This is a genomic window from Flavobacterium sp. UMI-01 (genome assembly GCF_019656315.1).
In the GTDB taxonomy this organism is placed as follows: Bacteria; Bacteroidota; Bacteroidia; order Flavobacteriales; family Flavobacteriaceae; genus Flavobacterium.
In genome coordinates, this window is record NZ_BPLU01000073.1 from 84052 (window position 1) to 103468 (window position 19417).

Annotated in this window: 18 protein-coding genes; 7 read left to right on the top strand and 11 right to left on the bottom strand. The window is 34.5% G+C overall.

Annotation, left to right across the window (positions count from 1 at the left end; genetic code table 11):
* Positions 1-17: 17 nt before the first annotated feature.
* Both tilS and K5R64_RS16680 read left to right on the top strand, forming a co-directional pair.
* Positions 18-1328 (top strand): tRNA lysidine(34) synthetase TilS, encoded by a 1311-nt coding sequence (tilS, locus tag K5R64_RS16675; protein ID WP_220765051.1) that lies wholly within the window; start codon positions 18-20, stop codon positions 1326-1328.
* Positions 1328-3346: a cytochrome c biogenesis protein CcdA gene (locus tag K5R64_RS16680; RefSeq protein ID WP_220765052.1), complete on the top strand. Its 2019-nt coding sequence runs from the start codon at positions 1328-1330 to the stop codon at positions 3344-3346. Before tilS ends, K5R64_RS16680 begins: the two co-directional genes overlap by 1 nt.
* 97 nt (positions 3347-3443) lie before the next feature.
* Here the strand turns inward: K5R64_RS16680 and K5R64_RS16685 are convergent, their stop codons facing one another.
* The 9 genes from K5R64_RS16685 to murQ all read right to left on the bottom strand — a co-directional run bounded on the left by K5R64_RS16685 (position 3444) and on the right by murQ (position 11104).
* The gene (locus K5R64_RS16685; RefSeq protein ID WP_220765053.1) at positions 3444-5195 is read right to left on the bottom strand and encodes a cytochrome-c peroxidase; all 1752 of its coding nucleotides are present in this window, start codon (positions 5193-5195) and stop codon (positions 3444-3446) included.
* Positions 5196-5284: 89 nt separating this feature from the next.
* A complete protein-coding gene (locus K5R64_RS16690) occupies positions 5285-6739 on the bottom strand; it encodes a hypothetical protein (RefSeq protein ID WP_220765054.1) in 1455 nt (484 codons plus the stop codon).
* 340 nt (positions 6740-7079) lie between these two features.
* Complete coding sequence (locus K5R64_RS16695; RefSeq protein WP_220765055.1) at positions 7080-7856, bottom strand: TerC family protein; 777 nt, start codon at positions 7854-7856, stop codon at positions 7080-7082.
* Between the two features lie 99 nt (positions 7857-7955).
* Positions 7956-8324 carry a DNA topoisomerase IV gene (locus K5R64_RS16700; RefSeq protein ID WP_220765057.1) on the bottom strand — a complete coding sequence of 123 codons (369 nt, stop codon included), beginning with the start codon at positions 8322-8324 and terminating at the stop codon, positions 7956-7958.
* Between the two features lie 72 nt (positions 8325-8396).
* Positions 8397-8978: a DUF1572 family protein gene (locus tag K5R64_RS16705; protein WP_220765059.1), complete on the bottom strand. Its 582-nt coding sequence runs from the start codon at positions 8976-8978 to the stop codon at positions 8397-8399.
* A 39-nt stretch (positions 8979-9017) separates the two neighbouring features.
* Positions 9018-9590, bottom strand: coding sequence for a pentapeptide repeat-containing protein (locus K5R64_RS16710; RefSeq protein ID WP_220765061.1), 573 nt, complete (start codon positions 9588-9590; stop codon positions 9018-9020).
* The gene (locus K5R64_RS16715; RefSeq protein ID WP_220765063.1) at positions 9590-9811 is read right to left on the bottom strand and encodes a DUF6095 family protein; all 222 of its coding nucleotides are present in this window, start codon (positions 9809-9811) and stop codon (positions 9590-9592) included. The genes K5R64_RS16710 and K5R64_RS16715 overlap by 1 nt, the downstream gene beginning before the upstream one ends.
* 3 nt (positions 9812-9814) lie before the next feature.
* The gene (locus K5R64_RS16720; RefSeq protein ID WP_220765064.1) at positions 9815-10276 is read right to left on the bottom strand and encodes a hypothetical protein; all 462 of its coding nucleotides are present in this window, start codon (positions 10274-10276) and stop codon (positions 9815-9817) included.
* 18 nt (positions 10277-10294) lie between these two features.
* Positions 10295-11104: an N-acetylmuramic acid 6-phosphate etherase gene (gene murQ / locus K5R64_RS16725; RefSeq protein WP_220765065.1), complete on the bottom strand. Its 810-nt coding sequence runs from the start codon at positions 11102-11104 to the stop codon at positions 10295-10297.
* Positions 11105-11368: 264 nt separating this feature from the next.
* On the opposite strand from murQ, the gene K5R64_RS16730 reads away from it, so the two are divergent.
* Together K5R64_RS16730 and K5R64_RS16735 are read left to right on the top strand one after the other, a co-directional pair.
* Positions 11369-12628 (top strand): pyridoxal phosphate-dependent aminotransferase family protein, encoded by a 1260-nt coding sequence (locus K5R64_RS16730; protein WP_220765165.1) that lies wholly within the window; start codon positions 11369-11371, stop codon positions 12626-12628.
* Between the two features lie 139 nt (positions 12629-12767).
* Positions 12768-12965, top strand: a complete 198-nt coding sequence (locus K5R64_RS16735; protein ID WP_220765066.1) for a hypothetical protein — start codon at positions 12768-12770, stop codon at positions 12963-12965.
* A gap of 30 nt (positions 12966-12995) precedes the next feature.
* Here K5R64_RS16735 and K5R64_RS16740 read toward each other — a convergent pair whose 3' ends face one another.
* Positions 12996-14147 (bottom strand): GTP cyclohydrolase, encoded by a 1152-nt coding sequence (locus K5R64_RS16740; RefSeq protein ID WP_220765067.1) that lies wholly within the window; start codon positions 14145-14147, stop codon positions 12996-12998.
* Between the two features lie 110 nt (positions 14148-14257).
* Positions 14258-15190, bottom strand: a complete 933-nt coding sequence (locus tag K5R64_RS16745; protein WP_220765068.1) for a transporter — start codon at positions 15188-15190, stop codon at positions 14258-14260.
* A gap of 126 nt (positions 15191-15316) precedes the next feature.
* On the opposite strand from K5R64_RS16745, the gene K5R64_RS16750 reads away from it, so the two are divergent.
* Genes K5R64_RS16750 through K5R64_RS16760 form a run of 3 tightly spaced genes read left to right on the top strand, consistent with a single transcriptional unit; the run spans position 15317 to position 19414 of the window.
* Complete coding sequence (locus K5R64_RS16750; protein ID WP_220765069.1) at positions 15317-15595, top strand: DUF4834 family protein; 279 nt, start codon at positions 15317-15319, stop codon at positions 15593-15595.
* A gap of 47 nt (positions 15596-15642) precedes the next feature.
* The gene (locus K5R64_RS16755) at positions 15643-18084 is read left to right on the top strand and encodes a YfhO family protein (RefSeq protein ID WP_220765070.1); all 2442 of its coding nucleotides are present in this window, start codon (positions 15643-15645) and stop codon (positions 18082-18084) included.
* Between the two features lies 1 nt (position 18085).
* The gene (locus tag K5R64_RS16760; protein WP_220765071.1) at positions 18086-19414 is read left to right on the top strand and encodes a glycosyltransferase family 4 protein; all 1329 of its coding nucleotides are present in this window, start codon (positions 18086-18088) and stop codon (positions 19412-19414) included.
* Positions 19415-19417 lie beyond the last annotated feature (3 nt).

The following is a 19417-nucleotide window of genomic DNA, read 5'->3' on the forward strand; positions in this document are numbered from 1 at the left end:
GGTTGAAAAAATGAATTATGCTCGAAAAAATTAAACTACATATTGAACAACGTTTTCCATTTTTAAAAAACAAAAAACTGCTTTTAGCAACTAGTGGTGGACTTGATAGCATGGTCATGTTGTCCGTTTTTAAGCATTTTGGATACGAAATCGCCATTGCACATTGTAATTTTCAATTACGAGGATTAGAAAGTTTTGAGGATCAAAATTTTATTCAAGAGTATGCCGAAAAAAACAACATTGCTTTTTTTGTAACACAATTTGATACTACAGCTTTCGCTAAAGATTACAAACTTTCTATCCAAGTTGCTGCTCGAGAGTTGCGTTACAATTGGTTTTATGAATTGTTAGAAACCAAAGGATACGATTACATCCTCACAGCGCATCATGCTGATGATAATCTAGAGACTTTTTTGATTAACCTCAGTAGAGGAACAGGATTAGATGGATTGACTGGAATTCCAGAGCAAAACGAGAACATTATTCGTCCTTTATTGCCTCTGAGTCGTGACGAAATTTTAGCTTTTGCCAATGAGAATACCATTCACTGGAGAGAGGATAGTAGCAATGCTTCGGATAAATACCTACGAAACAAAATTCGCCATGAATTGGTGCCTTTGTTGAAAGACTTGAATCCGCATTTTATGGAAGCCTTCCATAAGACACAAACCTTTTTACAAGAATCGGCGGGTATGGTTGAGGATGCCTCTATTATGGTGTACCAACAAGTGGTGACTCAAGAAGAGGATTTGATATACATAGATTTAAAACAATTGTTGCGATTACCTAATTATCAATCTTATTTGTACCAATGGCTGAAGGATTTTGGATTTAGTTCATGGAATGATATTTATGAATTGGTAGATAGTATGTCAGGAAAACAAATTTTTTCGTCTCATTTTCGACTGTTAAAAGACAGGGAGCAATTGATATTAAGTCCACTTGTAGAGACAGATGTAACGGAAGAATATGTTATCGAAAAAGGCCAACTAGAAGTTAATATTCCCTTAAAACTGTCCCTACAAAAAGTGAACGAGGTTTCTAGTCCTACTAATACCAGTATATTTGTAGATGAAGATGTGTTGGAATTTCCTCTAATTTTAAAAAAATGGAATGAAGGCGATGTTTTTCAGCCCTTTGGTATGGGAGGAAAAACAAAAAAAATGAGTAAATTTTTTAAGGATGAAAAAATGTCTTTGGTAGAAAAAGAAAACACATGGATTCTTTGGTCTGGCGCAAATGTGGTCTGGGTGGTCGGAAGAAGAACAGACGAACGTTTTAAAGTAAACAAACAAACACAAAACATATTAAACATTCAATTGCTATAATGAAGAAAATATATTTTTTAGTGCTCGCTTTTTTGGCTATGCTTACTGCCAATGCTCAAATGCTAGACCCTGTTAAATGGAATACTGCCATCGAAAAAAAATCAGACAACACTTATGTTTTAAAATTTAATGGAGTCATTGAAAAAGAATGGCATTTGTATTCACAATTCACACCCGAGGGTGGTCCGTTGCCTTTAGAAGTCATTTTTAAAAATCAAAAAGGGAATTATATTCTTGTTGGCAAAGCCAAAGAAAGCAAAACTAGGACTGCCTATAATGATATATTTGAAGTAAACGAAACTTTTTTTGAAGGAAAGGTACAAATCCAACAAGAAATTAGGTTAGAGAATCCTAAACTGGTTAAAATTGAAGCCGAATTAAATTATCAAGTATGCAAGGAAGTTTGTATTAATCAAGAAAAGAAATTTAGTTTTATTCTTCCTACTCAAAATCCTGAGAATACAATTTCTACGACTGAAAATAATAATATAGTTACACCTCAAGTAGATAGTCTTGCACCCAGTTTGGGAGCAGCAGAAGTTGCATCTGTGAATAAAGAGCAAACAGTAATTGAGGCAGTTCCCGAAGTGCCTCAAGAAGCTCCAAAAGGAATTTGGACGATTTTTATTATTGCGTTTCTTTCAGGTTTTGCAGCCTTGTTAACGCCTTGTGTATTTCCGTTGATTCCTATGACAGTCAGTTTTTTTACGAAACAAAGTAAAAATAGAGCAGCAGGAATTAGGAATGCAATATTTTATGGAATTTCGATAATCGTTATTTATGTTCTATTAGGATTGTTGGTTACTACAATTTTCGGAGCTGGTGCACTCAATGAAATCGCAACTAATGTTTGGTTTAATTTATTCTTTTTCGGATTATTAGTTGTTTTTGCAGTTTCTTTTTTGGGTGCTTTTGAAATTGTATTGCCTAATTCTTGGGCTAATAAAGTGGATGCTCAGGCTGATAAAGGAGGTTTGATTGGAATTTTATTCATGGCACTCGCTTTAGCCATTGTTTCTTTTTCATGTACAGGTCCTATTGTGGGGACTTTGTTAGTAGAAGCAGCTTCCAAAGGAGGTATTGCTCCTGTAGTAGGAATGTTTGGTTTTTCATTGGCTCTAGCCTTACCCTTTATGCTTTTTGCCTTATTCCCAAGTTGGTTACAATCCTTACCGAAATCAGGGGGATGGTTGAATACGGTAAAAGTATTTTTAGGATTTTTAGAATTGGCTTTGGCTTTTAAATTTTTATCCAATGCGGATTTGGTTCTACAATTGCACTTGTTAGAACGAGAGATTTTCTTGGCAATTTGGATTGCAATTTTTGGAACTCTCGCATTGTATTTATTTGGCAAAATAAGTTTGCCTCACGACAGTCCTATGACTCATATTTCAGTTGGGCGTGTCATGATGGGATTATTGGTTTTGACTTTTACCATATATATGATACCAGGATTGTGGGGAGCACCTTTAAAATTAATCAGTGCTTTTCCGCCACCAATGGAATACAGTGAAAGTCCACAAGGAGTGGGGGGTACGAGTAGTGTTTCTGATGCTGTATTGCCTCAAGGTGCTAAATTTGGTGTACATGGTTTAACCGTTTTTGAAGATTACGAATCAGGTTTGGCCTATGCCAAAACAGTGAATAAACCTATTTTACTTGATTTCACTGGTTATGCTTGTGTAAATTGTCGAAAAATGGAAAATAACGTTTGGTCTGATCCCAAAGTATTATCTATTTTAAAAAATGAAGTAGTGTTAATTTCGCTTTATGTGGACGACAAAAGAGCCTTGCCTAAGGAACAGCAAACAGTATCTAAAACAACAGGTGCAACCATTGAAACCATTGGAGACAAATGGACTGATTTTATGATTTCAAGATATCAAACCAATACACAACCTTTGTATGTTTTGATTGATTGGGAAGGTAAAAGTTTGAATTCCGCTCAACCTACAATCAGTTATGTAGGAGTTGAAGCCTATGAAAATTGGTTAAAGACAGGATTGTCTAAATTTTAATATTCCCATATTTTATAAAGTAGATATTTTTTTAAAAGAAAAACAATAACCTTAGAGGCCGATTACTTTCTTGTAACCGGCCTCTATTCTGTTATTTTTATTTGATGTCACTAAGTGTTTTCATGAATGCAATTAATGCTTTTTGTTCTTTTTCATCCAGATTCAAAGGATCAGAAGGCAATGTTTGATTTGGAACCGGTAAGCCCAAGCCTACACCACCTCCTTTATTATAAAATTCGATTACTTCCTCGAGTGTATTGAAAACGCCATTGTGCATATAAGGAGCTGTTCTTTCGATGTTTCTTAAAGTTGGTGTCTTGAAAGAATTTCTATGAATAGCGCCTCTTGTTACATTAAATTTTCCTAAATCATCATCAAGTTGCCCAGCTTTGTTAGGAACTCCTAAGACCTCGCTTTCTGTTTTTTCAAATTTAGGAGGAACTGTACCATTTGTTAAAGGGATAAAATGACAACTTGCGCATTTTGCCTTACCTGCAAAAAGATTAAAACCTTGTTTTTCTTCAGGGGTAAAAGTAGTTTCTTTTCTCATGACACGATCAAATTTTGAGTCGTATTGGCTCAGTGAACGGATATAGGACGCCAAAGCATTTTTTATACCAAAAGCATTGATTTCTTTTTTAGGGAATGCTTTTTGGAAAAGCGTACGATAGGTGGTGTTTTCTTTTATTTTTTGTGCCGCTTCATCAAGATTACCATGCATCTCGTCCTCGTTCGTAATAACGGCGATGGCTTGATCTTCGAGATAACTCACTCTTGAATCGGCAAAATAAGTTCGTTGATAGGCAATATTCTTAAGTGTTGGGGTATTTCTTTTTAAAAAATGCTTGCCGTTCATAGTTCTAGCGGTAGGTAAGCCGTCTGTAAAAGCGAGTTCCTCATAATGACATGAGGCGCAGGAACGGGAATTATTACCTGATAAAATAGGATCATGGAATAATTTTTTTCCTAAATCAATTTTCTCTGGAGTAGTTTTGTAATCGGGAAAACCTGAAAATCCTTCTGGGTCAAAAACATTTTTGTCAAATAAAGTTGCTGCAGTAGTTTTTAATCCGCGGAGTTCTTCAAATGTAGGTATTTGGAGTTCGGTTTGTTTTTGGAGCAAGGCTTTACTTATAGGATTAGCATATTGCAAGATAAAATGAGCTCTGTCAAATGTTGTGTAATCAGGGTTTGCTGTTAAATAGGCTATTCCCTTTTTTAATAAATCACTAGTTTTGTCTGAATGGTTATCCGTATATATCTGGTAATAATCGGCAACACTTTGAAGTGCTACAGCAGCTTCTGGCATCGATTGTTGGGCAATTGGGGAGTCAAATCCTGTAATTCCCATCGTGATGATTCGAAATACCTCTAAGCGCAAGGCATCAAAGACGTGAGCATCCGTCATTTCGCTAGTGGCTGCAATTTTTTCCAAACGTATTAAATTACTAGACAACATATCGAGTTGTTGTAGCATCTCCTCTTTGGCACTTTTATAAACAGTAGGAAATAGCATTTCTTCAATCACTTGAAACCCTTGTGGAGGAATCGTTTTGTTGTCGTTTTCTTCAAATTCAGCTAAAGCAGGGCCATTGATTGCTTTTGATACCTCCGGGAAATAGTATTCACTAAACGCTTCTACTTTTTTATAGGATTGGTGTGCTATATTGAATTGGTTTTGTATTTCGTTTTCGCTTTGGTCTTTAGCGATAGTTTCTTTTAATTTTTTGGTATTAAGGGATAATTGTTTTATATAATTTTGAAACAGTTGATTTACCTGACTGTGTTTGGGTTTGGTTGTACAGGCAACAAAAAAGAAGGGAAGGAATAGAAAGAAAAATTTTCTCATAATTAAGATGAAACCGTATTTAAAAATATAAAAGCAAAACCCACGACTCCTATGAATCGTGGATTTTGTTAAAATGTTGTCTGTTGAAATTATCTAGGAAGTCCTTTTATTACTACAATTTGACTTGCTTGATTTTCGTTTAAGCGAAGTGTACCTCCATCAACTCCTTTGTATTTGTCACCTCTCCATGAGTGTGGTTGTACACACAATAAGAAAGTATCTTCTACACCTATTTGATTAGATACATCAATCAATCCTCCGTATTCCCAATCACCAAATTTAGAAGTACCACCTACGTTGTATTTGGCAGCATCAATTGCTGTACGACGGTGATCTAATTCTAATACCACTTTCATTGTTTTCTTAGCAATATCATATTGGTAGATATAACCATCATGTGTTTCATCACCATATCCATTTGGATCTTCTTGGATGTAAACATAGTTGTTAGTTACACAAATATTATCTGGATTTTGGAATTTTCCTGCAATACCATTACGGTCGTCTCCATCAAGAATAACTTTTAGAGTTCCTTTTAATGGGTTGTTAGCCTCTAAATTCAATTGATATACTCTTCCATATTTAGTTCTAGAAGCATCAGCATTAGCTCCAGTAGTATTTTGTCCTGTTACATTAAAGTAGATTTCTCTGTCAGCTGACTGTCCTCCTTTTCTGTAATCTAAGTCTTCAACTCGACCAAATTTAATTCCTTTTAATGTATTTACAGCAGCATTAATTTGAGCACCTGAAAGTTTTGCATGATTGTCAATTTTTACAAATGAAACAGGATAGTCTTGTCCTACTACCATGTCTTTCTCTCTTTGGTTTTCGTCATTTCTTTTTAGCATGTAAAATGAACCATTTTCTAAGTCACCTAATTTGTCTGAAACATACATGAATACTTGACCTCCATAAGTTCCTGAATCATCATCACCAATAACAACAACTGTTTTTCCAGCAAAAGCTGTTTTGTTAAGCGGCAAAGCATTTTCGGCACTTAAACGACCTAGGGCAGGTAATTCTTTAGTGATATTGGCTCCAGCAGCAGTAGCATAAGGATCAATACGGTGTGTTCTTGATTCTTCTCCAGATTCTCCACATGTTAAGAAATAGGGACCAAAACCGTGTTCTTCTGGGGTAGCTAATGTAGCACCACACAATCTCCAAATTCCACCATTAGAATTTAAAATATATTCTCCTTTTACAGGTTTAAACGTTTTATCTAATGAAATCCTTGATACCGCAAAGTTGTCTTCGTGATTTACGATGAAAGTAAATGTACCGTCAGAATTTTTAAGTAAACCACTTCCGTCCGCTGATCCTCCGAAAACAAAATTGGGACTTTCAGACAACACATCATCAGAACCAATTAAAGAAAACAATTCAAGGTTTTCAAAACCAGTTTTTTTAGTTAATAGTACTGGAGTAGTTGAATGGTTTTTTAAAACCACATCTGGATTGGTAACAAAATCTGAACCTGATTCGTCTTTGTTACATGACACAATTGCCAAGGCTAAAAGTGCTGGTAAAATAATTCTTTTCATTTGATCTTCTTGTTTTAAATTTTTTGACAAAGAAAGAATTCATCTATTACCACAAGTTGGATTTTATATTATCAAATTTTTAATCTAACAGGGTTTTTACGGTCTGAATAAACAATTTGGTTACATTCAAAATTTGAATTGAAATGACTTTGTTTTATCGTGAAGTGAGTAGTACCGTGTAAAAGGTTGAAATACTGGAATTTTATGTAAATTGAATGGAGGAAGGATATTAATTTAATGTAAACGGTATGAGTGATAAAGTGGATTATCTTAACACGAATGAAGTTAAAAAAAAATGACCGCTGTAATTGAGCGGTCATTATAGATTGAAGGTGTTGCGTTATTTGGTTGTTTTTCGGCTACTTTTCATATTGAGTACTTCTACAAAAAGGGAAAACGAAATAGCAAAGTACAAATACCCTTTAGGAATAGGAGTCACGTGGCTTCCAAATATTAAAGCATTGGATAAATGAGCACTTTCTGTTAATAGCATCATTCCTATCAATATTAAAAATGCCAATCCTAATATTTGAATAGAGGGGTTTTTATTAACAAATGTTCCTACGGGAACGGCAAACTGCATCATGATAAAAACAGATATGACAACTGCTGTAACCATAATGTATAAAGCTCCAGGAACACCATTTGTCATCCCTACTGCTGTCAAAATACTATCAAATGAGAAAACCAAGTCAATCATGATAATTTGCAGAATTACATTTTGAAATGATTTTGTGGCAGCTTTACTCAAATCCATTTCTTCTTCACCTTTATGATCTACTTTTTCTCTTATTTCGTTGGTGCTTTTATAAATTAAAAACAAACCTCCTAAAAATAAAATGATACTCTGACCCGTAATGCCAGCTTGAAACCAACTTAAATCGATGGTGAACCAAGGTTCTTTCATTTGGATTAATAGGTTGATACCAAATAAAAGTGTAATTCGCATGAACATGGCCAAGAACATTCCAATTTTGGTTGCTTTTTTACGGCTTTCGGGCGGCAATTTACCTGTTGCTATTGATATGAAAATGATGTTGTCAATTCCTAGAACAATTTCTAGAAAAGTTAATGTTAATAAAGCGACCCAAGCATCTGGGTTCATAAATACTTCCATAATTGATTTTCTTATTTTTTAATATTGATTTCGTTGTAAAGAGTGAGTAGTCTTAATCTTTTTTTTTAAATTGACCAATAAGTTGTGTTGTATAATGCTTTATAATTTTGTTGCCGTACCGCGTTGTTTTTTATCATTACCGACCATTCCATATTCAAAAAGATAGGTGTTGCCTTTGGTTGATAAAATTTTGATGTTGATGGCTTTTTCTTCCGCCATGTTTTTGGGATGCAGTTTTTGTAACACATATTCACAATCATTTACCCAACGAATGGAAGCTGTATCTGTTTTTCCATTATAGGTTTCGATTTCAATGCTGTCATTGCGTTCAAAATATGTAGTATGGAGTTTTCCATCAATCTCACTTTCGAATTTAAATTTTCCAGTTTTAAAATCCTTGCAATCTCTTTCAGCTTCTTTACACGAAGCTAGTGACAGGGCTAGGGAGAACAATAGTATTTTTTTCATTTTTAAGGGGCTAATGTTATCTATTTTTGTTTTTTTGATTTAATTAAAAAACATGTTGAAGTGTACAATCACTTATCGTTTATCCAAGCGTTTTAGTTCATCATCCGTAAAGTTCTTAATTTCTTTGGCTTTGGAAAATTTATCTGCATTGTAATTTTTGGAGTGGTTACGAGCAATTGATAAACTATCCCAGTTAGTTTTTTTTAATTGTTTGGCATAAAAAATAAGCTGTCCTATGTGATAAGGATAATGAGCTAGTTGACGGTTTATGGCTTCGACCACCGTATGACCTTCGTTTCTTATGTAAATAATTTTAGCTAAATCTTCAGGTTGTAAGTCATCCAATGTGTTTAGTAAACATTGCCAACCCTGGTTCCAGATTTTAAACAAAGCTTCTTTGGTTGCAATATCATTTTCAAATTCGCTGTCGCGATTGCGCCAATCTTTCTCACCATCTGAAGTTAAAAAATCAGTCCAACGTGAAAGCATATTTCCAACGAGGTGTTTTACAATTGTCGCTATGCTATTTGTGTCTTCATTTGTTTGTATAAAAAGCTGTTCGGGTTCTAATTGGTCCATGGCTTTCTCGCCCAAGGTCTTATAGTATAAAAACTGCTTTTTAATGCTTTCCAGATAAATGGTGTTGATTTCCATAGCGCTAATTGTATTAGTGTTTACTCCAAAGATGCTGTTTTATTGAATTTTGATATCATATTTGCTAAGCAATCCAGGTATACCGTCTGTTGAAAATCGGGCTTTTCTCATAGGATTGTATTCGGGATCAATCGTGTAATTATAGGCAGTCAAAAAGTTAGCTTCCTTGAGTTGGGTTTCATTAAAAATTGCCGCTTGAAGGTTGCAATTATCAAATAAAGATTGCGTTAAGTCACAACCCATAAAAGCAACTTCTTTAAGAGAAGTATTGATGAATAGCGTTTTTTGCATTTTCTTGTTAGCAAAAGAGGCATAATCCAAAATACAATCTTGAAATTTTACTTGAAAAAGAAAGTCATTACAAGCATGAAATTGAATTCCCATGAGCTTACAATTGGTGAATTCAACCGATTTTAAACTTACTCCAATTAGTTTGGTCAATGAAAGATTGCAGTCGATAAACTCACAATCCATAAAAGAGTTGTTGGAAAAATCGCTATTTGAAAAATCACAATTTTTGAAAATGCAATCTTCAAATTCTCGATTGTGTACGCTCTTATCGATGAAATTTACCTTCTCAAAGGTTTTTTGAATGTGAATTAATTCTTCCATTACTCATTAAATAAACTTTTCATAATGAACTGTAATCCTTTAAAAATCAAAAATACCGAGGCTATACAACTAATAATTCCAATTCCTAAAACCAAATAATGCCAAAAAGTATGTTGGTTCATAAAGGCATTGTAAATCAATGAAGGGCCAATAAACAGTAAAGGTAAAGCTCCTGATAAGTACTTAATTCCTTTTGCTAAAACATTTTTGTCAGTTGCCATTTTTTAAAATCTAAGTTGTAAGCCGCAACCATTTTGGTTAGCGATAATGTTTATTTCGGGTTGGGTGCTATCTTCTCCTTTGTGTTGCAAGCCTTCATTATATAAATCGATGGCTTGTTGGGCTTTTTTGTTTTTTCCAGTTAATATGGGGACCGATATCAATAATGAGGCTAATCCTAAATAGGTGGCAGGAGTAGGGTATTTGACATCTGAAAATAGTCCGATGGCTAAATCGACTGTTACTAATGCGCTTCCAATGCCTACAAAAAAACCGCCCAAGGCTTCTTTGTTTTGCGATTTTTTGAATAAAGACAAAGCCTCAGTGTTTTTGGTTAATAAATCCCTCACATGACGGTGTGAAATTTGACTATTATTGCTATAGTACCTTCCTTTGACTTTTACAATTTCTTGTGAAAAAGAGAGTATAGAAAATAAAAGAAACAATAGCGGTATTCGTTTTTTCATGACGTAATTGTATAGGTATTATTTCCAGTTATCAACAGCTTTTCTTACGCTTCCAAATTTTGATAATAATTGAGATGCTTCCTCATAACCAACAGGAATTTCACTCATTATCATTTTAATTCCTCGGTCAACTAATTTGTTGTTACTTAGTTGCATATCCACCATTTTATTTCCTTTTACTTTACCAAGTTGTACCATTGTGGCGGTTGAAATCATGTTTAAAACCAGTTTTTGAGCTGTTCCTGCTTTCATACGAGAACTTCCAGTTACAAATTCAGGCCCTACTACTACATCAATTGGATATTTTGCGGTGAGCGATATAGGGCTTCCAGCATTGCAACAAATGCTACCGGTGAGAATGCCATTCTCATTACATGCTTGTAAACCACCAATGACATAAGGGGTAGTTCCCGAAGCTGCAATTCCAATCACAACATCCTTTGTGTTTACATTGAATTGCTGTAAGTCAAGCCAAGCTTGAGTAGCATTGTCTTCAGCATTTTCTACTGCTTTACGAATGGCAGTATCGCCACCCGCTATAATTCCCACTACCATATCAAATGGAACTCCAAAAGTAGGTGGACATTCTGATGCATCAACCACTCCTAAACGACCTGATGTTCCCGCTCCAATATAAAACAAGCGTCCCCCTTGTTTCATTTTTGCGACGATTTGGGTTACGAGGGCTTCAATGTTTGGAAGTACTTTTTCGACAGCCAAAGGAACTGTTTTATCTTCGTTATTGATATTAGTCAATAATTCTTGAACTGACATTTTTTCTAAATGTTCATATTTAGAAGAAAGTTCGGTGGTTTTAGTAAAAGTCATTTTTTGAGATACTAAGTTACAAAGACTCAAAGGTACTACCTTTTTTAAAAGTAACATAGGTTTTATAAGTTGATTTCGTCGTAGTATGGAGTCGTTTTTTCAAGAAATTGGAATTGTTCTTTGGAATAAAAAATGTTAAATTATGAGAAATATAGGCTTTTAGAGGGAAGGATTTTTAAAATAAATGAGCTTAATGGACGGTTGTAAAATATAAATATTTATTTTTGCAAACTGTTAAAATTAATGTTATTACATCTCGATAGTATGGTAAAAGATTTATTCGAAAGAATTCAGAACAATAAAGGACCATTAGGAAAATGGGCATCGCAAGCAGAAGGATATTATGTGTTTCCAAAATTGGAAGGAGAATTAGGTCCTCGAATGAAGTTTGGAGGAAAAGATATTTTGAACTGGAGTTTGAATGATTATTTAGGGTTAGCGAATCATCCTGAGGTGCGTCAAGCAGATACGGATGCCGCAATCCAATTTGGTGCAGCTTACCCAATGGGAGCTCGTATGATGAGTGGACACACTACCTATCACGAACAACTGGAAAAAGAATTAGCTGAATTTGTAATGAAAGAGTCGGCTTATTTATTGAATTTTGGGTACCAAGGAATGGTGTCTATCATTGATGCTTTGGTAACCAAAAACGATATCATTGTATATGATGTAGATTCGCATGCTTGTATCATTGATGGTGTTCGTTTGCACATGGGGAAACGTTTTACCTATAAGCACAACGACCTTGAGAGTATGGAGAAAAACTTGCAACGTGCCACCAAAATGGCTCAAGAAACAGGAGGAGGAATCCTTTTTATCACAGAGGGGGTTTTTGGTATGCGTGGACAGCAAGGAAAGTTGAAAGAAATTGTAGCTATGAAAGAAAAATACAATTTCCGTTTATTAGTAGATGATGCACATGGTTTTGGTACACTTGGAAAAACAGGTGCAGGAGCTGGTGAGGAGCAAGGTTGTCAAGACGGAATAGATGTGTATTTCTCAACTTTTGCCAAATCAATGGCTAATATTGGGGCTTTTGTGGCAGCTGATAAAGATGTAATTGATTATTTAAAATACAATTTGCGTTCTCAAATGTTTGCTAAAGCGTTGCCAATGATTCAAACCATCGGTTCTTTGAAACGATTGGAGTTGCTTAGAAAATCTTCTGAGATTAAAGATAAGCTTTGGGAAAATGTGAACGCATTACAAAACGGATTGAAAGAAAAAGGCTTTAATATTGGAGACACCAATACTTGTATTACGCCTGTATATCTTGAAGGTAGTATTCCTGAGGCCATGGTAATGGTAAACGATTTGAGAGAGAATTATGGTATTTTCTTATCGATTGTTGTATATCCAGTTATTCCAAAAGGGATTATCTTGTTGCGTATGATTCCAACAGCTTCTCATACATTAGCGGATATAGATGAAACTTTAATTGCTTTTGAGGCTATTAGAGAAAAATTGGTTAACGGTACTTACAAACAAATTGCTGAGCAAACAACAGTTGATGTATCATAACTAGATTTTAAGTTACAAAATGATAAGACTATTAGGTGTTCCTAATGGGAATTATATAACAAAATCCATTCATTATATGAATGGATTTTTTTGTTAGTAGATAACTTTGTGACCGTAATAACTGTAAATCTAAAAAGAAATGAAAGTGGTCAAATTGTTTTGTAATGTCGTTCTTATAGTGGTAAGTTGTACATTGGTTATCATTGCATTTTTTTCCTCTTGTAAGAATACCAAAAATGAATCTGTGATTGCGCCTGCAACAGTAGATACTCCCATGCAAACCAAAGCTAAAAAATGTTACCAAGCTATTGTCGATAACAGAGTAACCACGAATTAAAGCCCTAATAGTCCCTGGTTGTTCTGGTGGTTAGGAAGTAATTCGTGGATTAAAGATGTATTGTTCTAAATTCTTTTTAAAAGTTTTTCTACGACAGGTAATTTTGGGGTCAAAATTTTTCCAAATGGCATGGATGGCATGATTGTCCGCTAGTTCGGGAGTACGAATGCAATTTTCAATGCCTTTTTCTTTAAAAGTGGTGTAGTATTCATTGAAAATAACTGCGTGAACCCCTTTTTTTTGATATTCTGGATGTACCCCGATAAGATAAAAAGCGACGTCTTTACTGTGTTTTCGTGCTTTCAACAAATGATAAAACCCAAAAGGGAACAATTTTCCTTTTGCTTTTTGTAAGGCTTCGGAAAAACTAGGCATTACAATGGCAAAGGCTACTAAGTTCCCGTCTTTATCCACCACAAATTTTATGTATTCGGGATTGATGAAGTTGAGGTATTTTTTCTTAAAATATTCTTTTTGAACATCTGAAACAGCTACAAAGGAAGATAAATTGGCGTATGAGGTATTGAATAAATCAAACATTTTATCCACATAAGGCATAACCTCTTCGGTTTTTTTAAAGTTTAAAGCAGTGAGTTGGTATCTTTTTTTAATTACTTCTTGTGCTTTCTCAAAATGCTCAGGACGAACATTACTAAAGGGAAATTTACTTTCTATATATTCTTTTTCGGTTTCATAGCCCAATGTTTCAAAGTGCTGTGCGTAATACGGATGATTGTACCATGTAACCATTGTTCCTAATTCGTTAAAACCTTCGGTAAGAACTCCTACTTTGTCTAAATTTGAAAAACCCATTGGTCCTTCTACATATTCTAATGCATTTTTTCGACCTAATTCATAGACTTTTTCCAATAAAGCTTTAGTGACGTTGATGTCGTCAATGACATCAAACCATCCAAAACGGACTTTCTTTTTTTGTTGGGTATTAACTTCCTGCCAGTTTACAATGGCAGCAATACGACCTACAATTTCATTGTTTTTGTAGGCTAAATAAAAATAGGCTTCGGCATTTTCAAATGCAGGATTCTTAGTCTTATCAAATGTTTCTAATTCATCTGCAATAATGGGAGGAACCCAATAGGGATTGTTTTTATATAAGGCAAAAGGGAATTTGATGTAATCTGTTAATTCTTTTTTCGTCTTTGCTTCCTTGATTGTAATCATTAATTGTTTAGGGGTTTGTTGTTTGTGTTTAATGTTTAAGGTTTTAATTGTAAAAAGGAGGTTCTCTTTCTTTACCTCTTATTTCTAACTTCTAGCCTCAAATACCTTCCTTATCCTTTTTTAATTTTTTTTGCTTTTCGTACTGCTTTTTTAGAATCGCCATCATTTGATTTCATTATAACATCTTTGTAATTAGCATCGTAACGCCATGAAAATCCAATGCCACCATATAAAATAGATGGAGTGGTTTTTAAACTAGAACTGATGGAAGCATCAATTTGTAAACTTTTATTAATTAGATAAGCAGCTCCTCCTCTCAAAATAGAATCGCTGTAAAAATCGCTTTTGTATCCTTGGTTTTCGATGAATCCCGACCATTTTGCATTAAAACCACGGGTCAAAGTGAGTACATAACCATAACTAGGGAAATCAGACATGATGTAATCGGCAATGATATTTGAAACTAAAACCCATCTCCCGTCACCAAAATGATTTTGGGTAATCAACATCACTTTTGGCGTAATGGCGGCCTCATTAGAAAAATAATAGGGATTGTCAGAAAAAGTAAAATTTGCCCCAGCAAAGAGGGAAACAGCAGGAATCAATTGGTGCCAGTCAAAACGACGATTAGCTTTCCAACTGTAAACATTAATTTCTTTTTTATAGCCTTTGAATGGGTCGTAAAATAAAAATTTAGCTCCCAAGACGGTTTGTTTCAAAGCAGATTTGTTGTATTGAATATTGTGATCCGTAACCAATTGGTATTGGTATTGTAAATCAGCTACAAATTCTAGTTTTTCATGAAAAGCACCATATCGTAAAGTTGCATCAAGACCAAAACCATTTGCGTCATAATGAAGTAAACTGTGATTTTCTTGGATACCATAAATACCAGTTTCTACTTGAAAAACGGATTTTCCTACAGCGAATGCCGACATGGTTTCGCCAGGTCTGTTGGAGTTAATCTCGTCAGTATGTTGTCCAAAATGTACAAAGGGAACCAAAAATAAAACAATTATAATTGCAAATTGACTATAGCGCATGGTTGTTGTTTTTAGGATTTACAAGAATTGGGTTTCCCAAATGTACTATATTTTATTATTTATTTAAGAACCAGAGTTTATTTTTAAGTCTAGGATTTGTTAATTTTGTGGAAAAATATTTGATTTATGGAAACAGCTTCATTTATAGGTTTTTTTAAAACCCTATTGTATATAATGGCCTTTTACTACATTTTTAAATTTTTGGCTCGAATATTTTTGCCAATATTATTGAAAAAAGCGGTAGAAAAAGCAGGTTCTAATTTTCAGCAACAACAACAAACTAAGGATAACTCATGGAATAAAACCTCCTCAGCAGGAGATATTTATTACAAACCACCTACTTCAGGAAATCCTAAGTCCACTAAAAAAGTAGGGGATTATGTAGATTATGAAGAAATAGATTAAATTTGCTCCTTAAGTTCCTTATTTAACCCTCTATAAATCGCTCAAAATTGAAAGTTATACAAAAGTTTTACCCTCATGCTCTTGCCGTTTTAGGTTTTGTCCTTGTTTCACTTTTTTACTTTTATCCTGTTTTACAAGGCAAACAAATTTTTCAGTCTGATATTGCCCAATTTACGGGTATGGCAAAAGAGCAAAACGATTTTAGAGCTTTAGAACATCAAGAACCTTATTGGACCGATGCCGCTTTTGGCGGAATGCCTACGTATCAATTAGGAGCTAAGTATCCTCATGATTATATTGGGGCGTTGGATGACATGATTCGGTTTTTGCCTCGTCCAGCAGATTATTTGTTTTTATATTTTCTAGGTTTTTATGGGTTGTTGTTGGTTTTTAAAATAGACACTTTAAAAGCTTTTTTAGGCGCAATAGCCTTTGGTTTTAGTACCTATCTGATTATCATTTTGGGAGTGGGGCATAATGCTAAAGCGCATGCTATAGGGTATATGCCTTTGGTTGTTGCTGGGGTTATTTTGGTTTACCAACAAAAATATAAAATAGGTGGGTTGCTCACATTGTTTGCAACGGCGTTAGAAATAAATGCCAATCACTTCCAAATGACCTATTACTTACTCATTTTTTTACTTATTCTCTCTATTTTCTTTGTTTATATAGCTATAAAAAACAAAGAATTTAAACCCTTGTTTCAATCTTTTGGTGTATTGTTAGTTGCTGGAATTTTGGGAGTTGGGGCTAATGCTACTAATTTATTAGCCACAGCGGAGTATGCAAATTTTAGTACACGAGGAAAAAGCGAGTTGACTTACAATCCTGATGGTTCAAAAACAACCGGTTCTAGTGCTTTAACCAAAGAATATATAACGGAATATAGTTATGGATTGACAGAAAGTTTTAACTTAATTGTTCCAAGACTTTTTGGTGGATCTAATAATGAAAACGTGGGTACTGATAGCAAAATGTATGATTTTATGCTTTCAAAGGGGGTGCCTGCGAATCAAGCTGCTGATTTTGTTTCTGGTATGCCTACCTACTGGGGGGATCAACCTATCGTGGCGGCTCCTGCCTATATTGGTGCAGTCGTTTTCTTCTTGGCCGTTTTAGCACTTTTCATTGACGAACGAAAAATTAAATATGTTTTTCTTTCTGGGGCTATAGTGGCTCTAGTGTTGTCATGGGGAAAAAATTTCCCTGTTTTGACTGATTTTTTTATTGACAACGTTCCTATGTATAATAAATTTAGAGCGGTATCCTCGATACAAGTAATTCTGGAGTTATGCTTTCCAGTCTTGGCTATTATGGGGTTACAATCTTTTTTTAATAGTCAAAAAGAACAACAACAACAAGGATTACTTAAAAGTGCTGCTGTTTCCTTAGGAATTGTTATCCTCTTGTTTCTATGTAAAGGGATGTTTCATTTCTCGGGTGCTAGTGACACTTACTTTATGGAATCCTACGGTCCCGATTTTGTAGATGCATTGAAATCAGATAGAATGAGCATGTATAGTGCTGATTTATTGCGCACAGGTTTCTTTATTGCCGTTGTTTCGGCTATTTTGTGGTTTTTTATCAAAAATAAACTGTCTCAAAATACCGCTCTGATTTTGGTAGGATTGTTTATGATATCCGATTTGTTTTTTGTGGACAAAAGATATGTTGACGCCAAAGATTTTATTAGCGGTCGCGAAGTAGCAGTTCCGTTTCAAGAAACACCTTCGGACGCACAAATTTTGAAAGATACTTCACATTATAGAGTTTTTGAAGTAAATGGTAATTTTTCAAGTGCTAGAGCATCTTATTTTCATAAGTCGATTGGAGGTTATCACGCCGCTAAACCTAGACGAGTTCAGCAGCTATTTGACTACCAAATTGCTAAAAGCAATATGGAAGTGTTGAATATGTTGAATGTAAAATATATTATTCAAACTGATAAAGAAGGAAACGAATTCCCGACAATTAATCCAAATGCAAATGGAAATGCATGGTTTGTTCACGATGTAAAATTGGTAAATAAAGCTAATGACGAAATGCGTGCTTTAGAGAAATACAACACCAAAATTGTGGGGGTTTTTAATATTCAAAAATACGGGCATAAGTTTAGAAATGCGCGTTTGAAAAAGAATTTGGATACTACAGGAACCATCCAATTAAATGTTTATAAACCTAATTATTTAAAATATACAGCCGAAACCAAACAGGAAGGGTTGGCGGTTTTCTCTGAAATTTATTATGAAAAAGGATGGAATGCCTATATAGATGGGGAATTGACAGACCATTTTCCAGTAAATTATGTCCTAAGAGCCATGATGGTTCCTCCAGGTAAACACACCATCGAATTCAAGTTTGAACCTCAGGTGATTAAAACAGGTAGCACCATCACCTTAATCAGTTATGGCTGTATTTTGTTACTCATTATTGGAGGAATCTATTTTGAAAGAAAGAGAAAGTTGACAACCAAAGAAGGGGTTGAATAAAATGGAAAATCTTTCTTTTGATAAAAATAATAAGTATAGTGAACTAAAAAAAGTTCTTATTGTTACTTATTATTGGCCACCAGCTGGAGGTCCAGGTGTGCAACGATGGTTAAAATTTGTAAAATATTTGCCTGATTTTGGGGTACAACCTATTGTGTATGTTCCTGAAAATCCTACTTATCCTATTGTGGATGAAAAGTTAGCAGTTGATGTTTCCCCTAAAGCCATCATTCTTAAAAATCCTATTTTTGAACCCTACCAACTGGCTTCTTTTTTTTCAAAAAATAAAACAAAGAAAATCAGTTCTGGGATTATTCCCAATAAAAAGAAGCAAACCACTCTGGATAAAGTTTTTCTCTGGATTCGAGGAAATATTTTTATTCCAGATGCTCGTGTTTTTTGGGTCAAACCATCGGTTTCGTTTTTAGAAAAATACATTCAGGAACATCAAATTGAGACGATAATTACTTCGGGTCCTCCTCATAGTTTACATCTTATTGGGATGGAATTGAAGCAAAAGTTAGGTGTTAAGTGGTTTGCTGATTTTCGTGACCCTTGGACAACCATTGGTTACCATAAATCACTTCGCTTGTCTCGATTTGCAGCTCAAAAACACAAAAAGTTAGAGAAACAAGTACTGAATTCAGCCGATACCATTATAGTTACTAGTAAAACCACTAAAACCGAATTTCAGCAATTGACTTCGAAGCCCATAGCAGTAATTACTAATGGATATGATGTAGAGCCTGTTGGAAATCAAATGTTGGATACGTCCTTTAGTTTGGCGCATATAGGTTCTTTTTTATCCGAAAGAAATCCCAAGATTTTGTGGGAAAGTTTGAAAGAGTTAACCACGGAAATCCCTGATTTTAAGAAATATCTCGAAATCAAGTTACTTGGTGCAGTGAGTCAGGAAGTTCTAGAAACCATTTCACAATTTGGGTTAGATGTATTTGTGAATAAATTGGGTTATGTTTCACATGAGGAAGCGATTGCTCATCAAAAAAAATCTCAGGTATTGTTGCTTATCGAAATTGATTCTCAAGACACCAAAAGTATTATTCCAGGGAAATTATTTGAATATATGGTATCCAATCGTCCAATTATGGCAATAGGTCCAAGAGATTCTGATTTTGCAGAAATTATAACGGGAACCAATACGGGAGTATTTTTTACTTATGATGAAAAAGAAAGATTAAAAAAACAAATTCAGTTTTATTACAATCACTTTTTGGAAGGAAAATTACAATCACACGGAATAGGTTTACAAAAATATTCTAGAAAGAATTTGACTAAGGAATTGGCAACTCTTCTGGCCACTAACTCATAATCT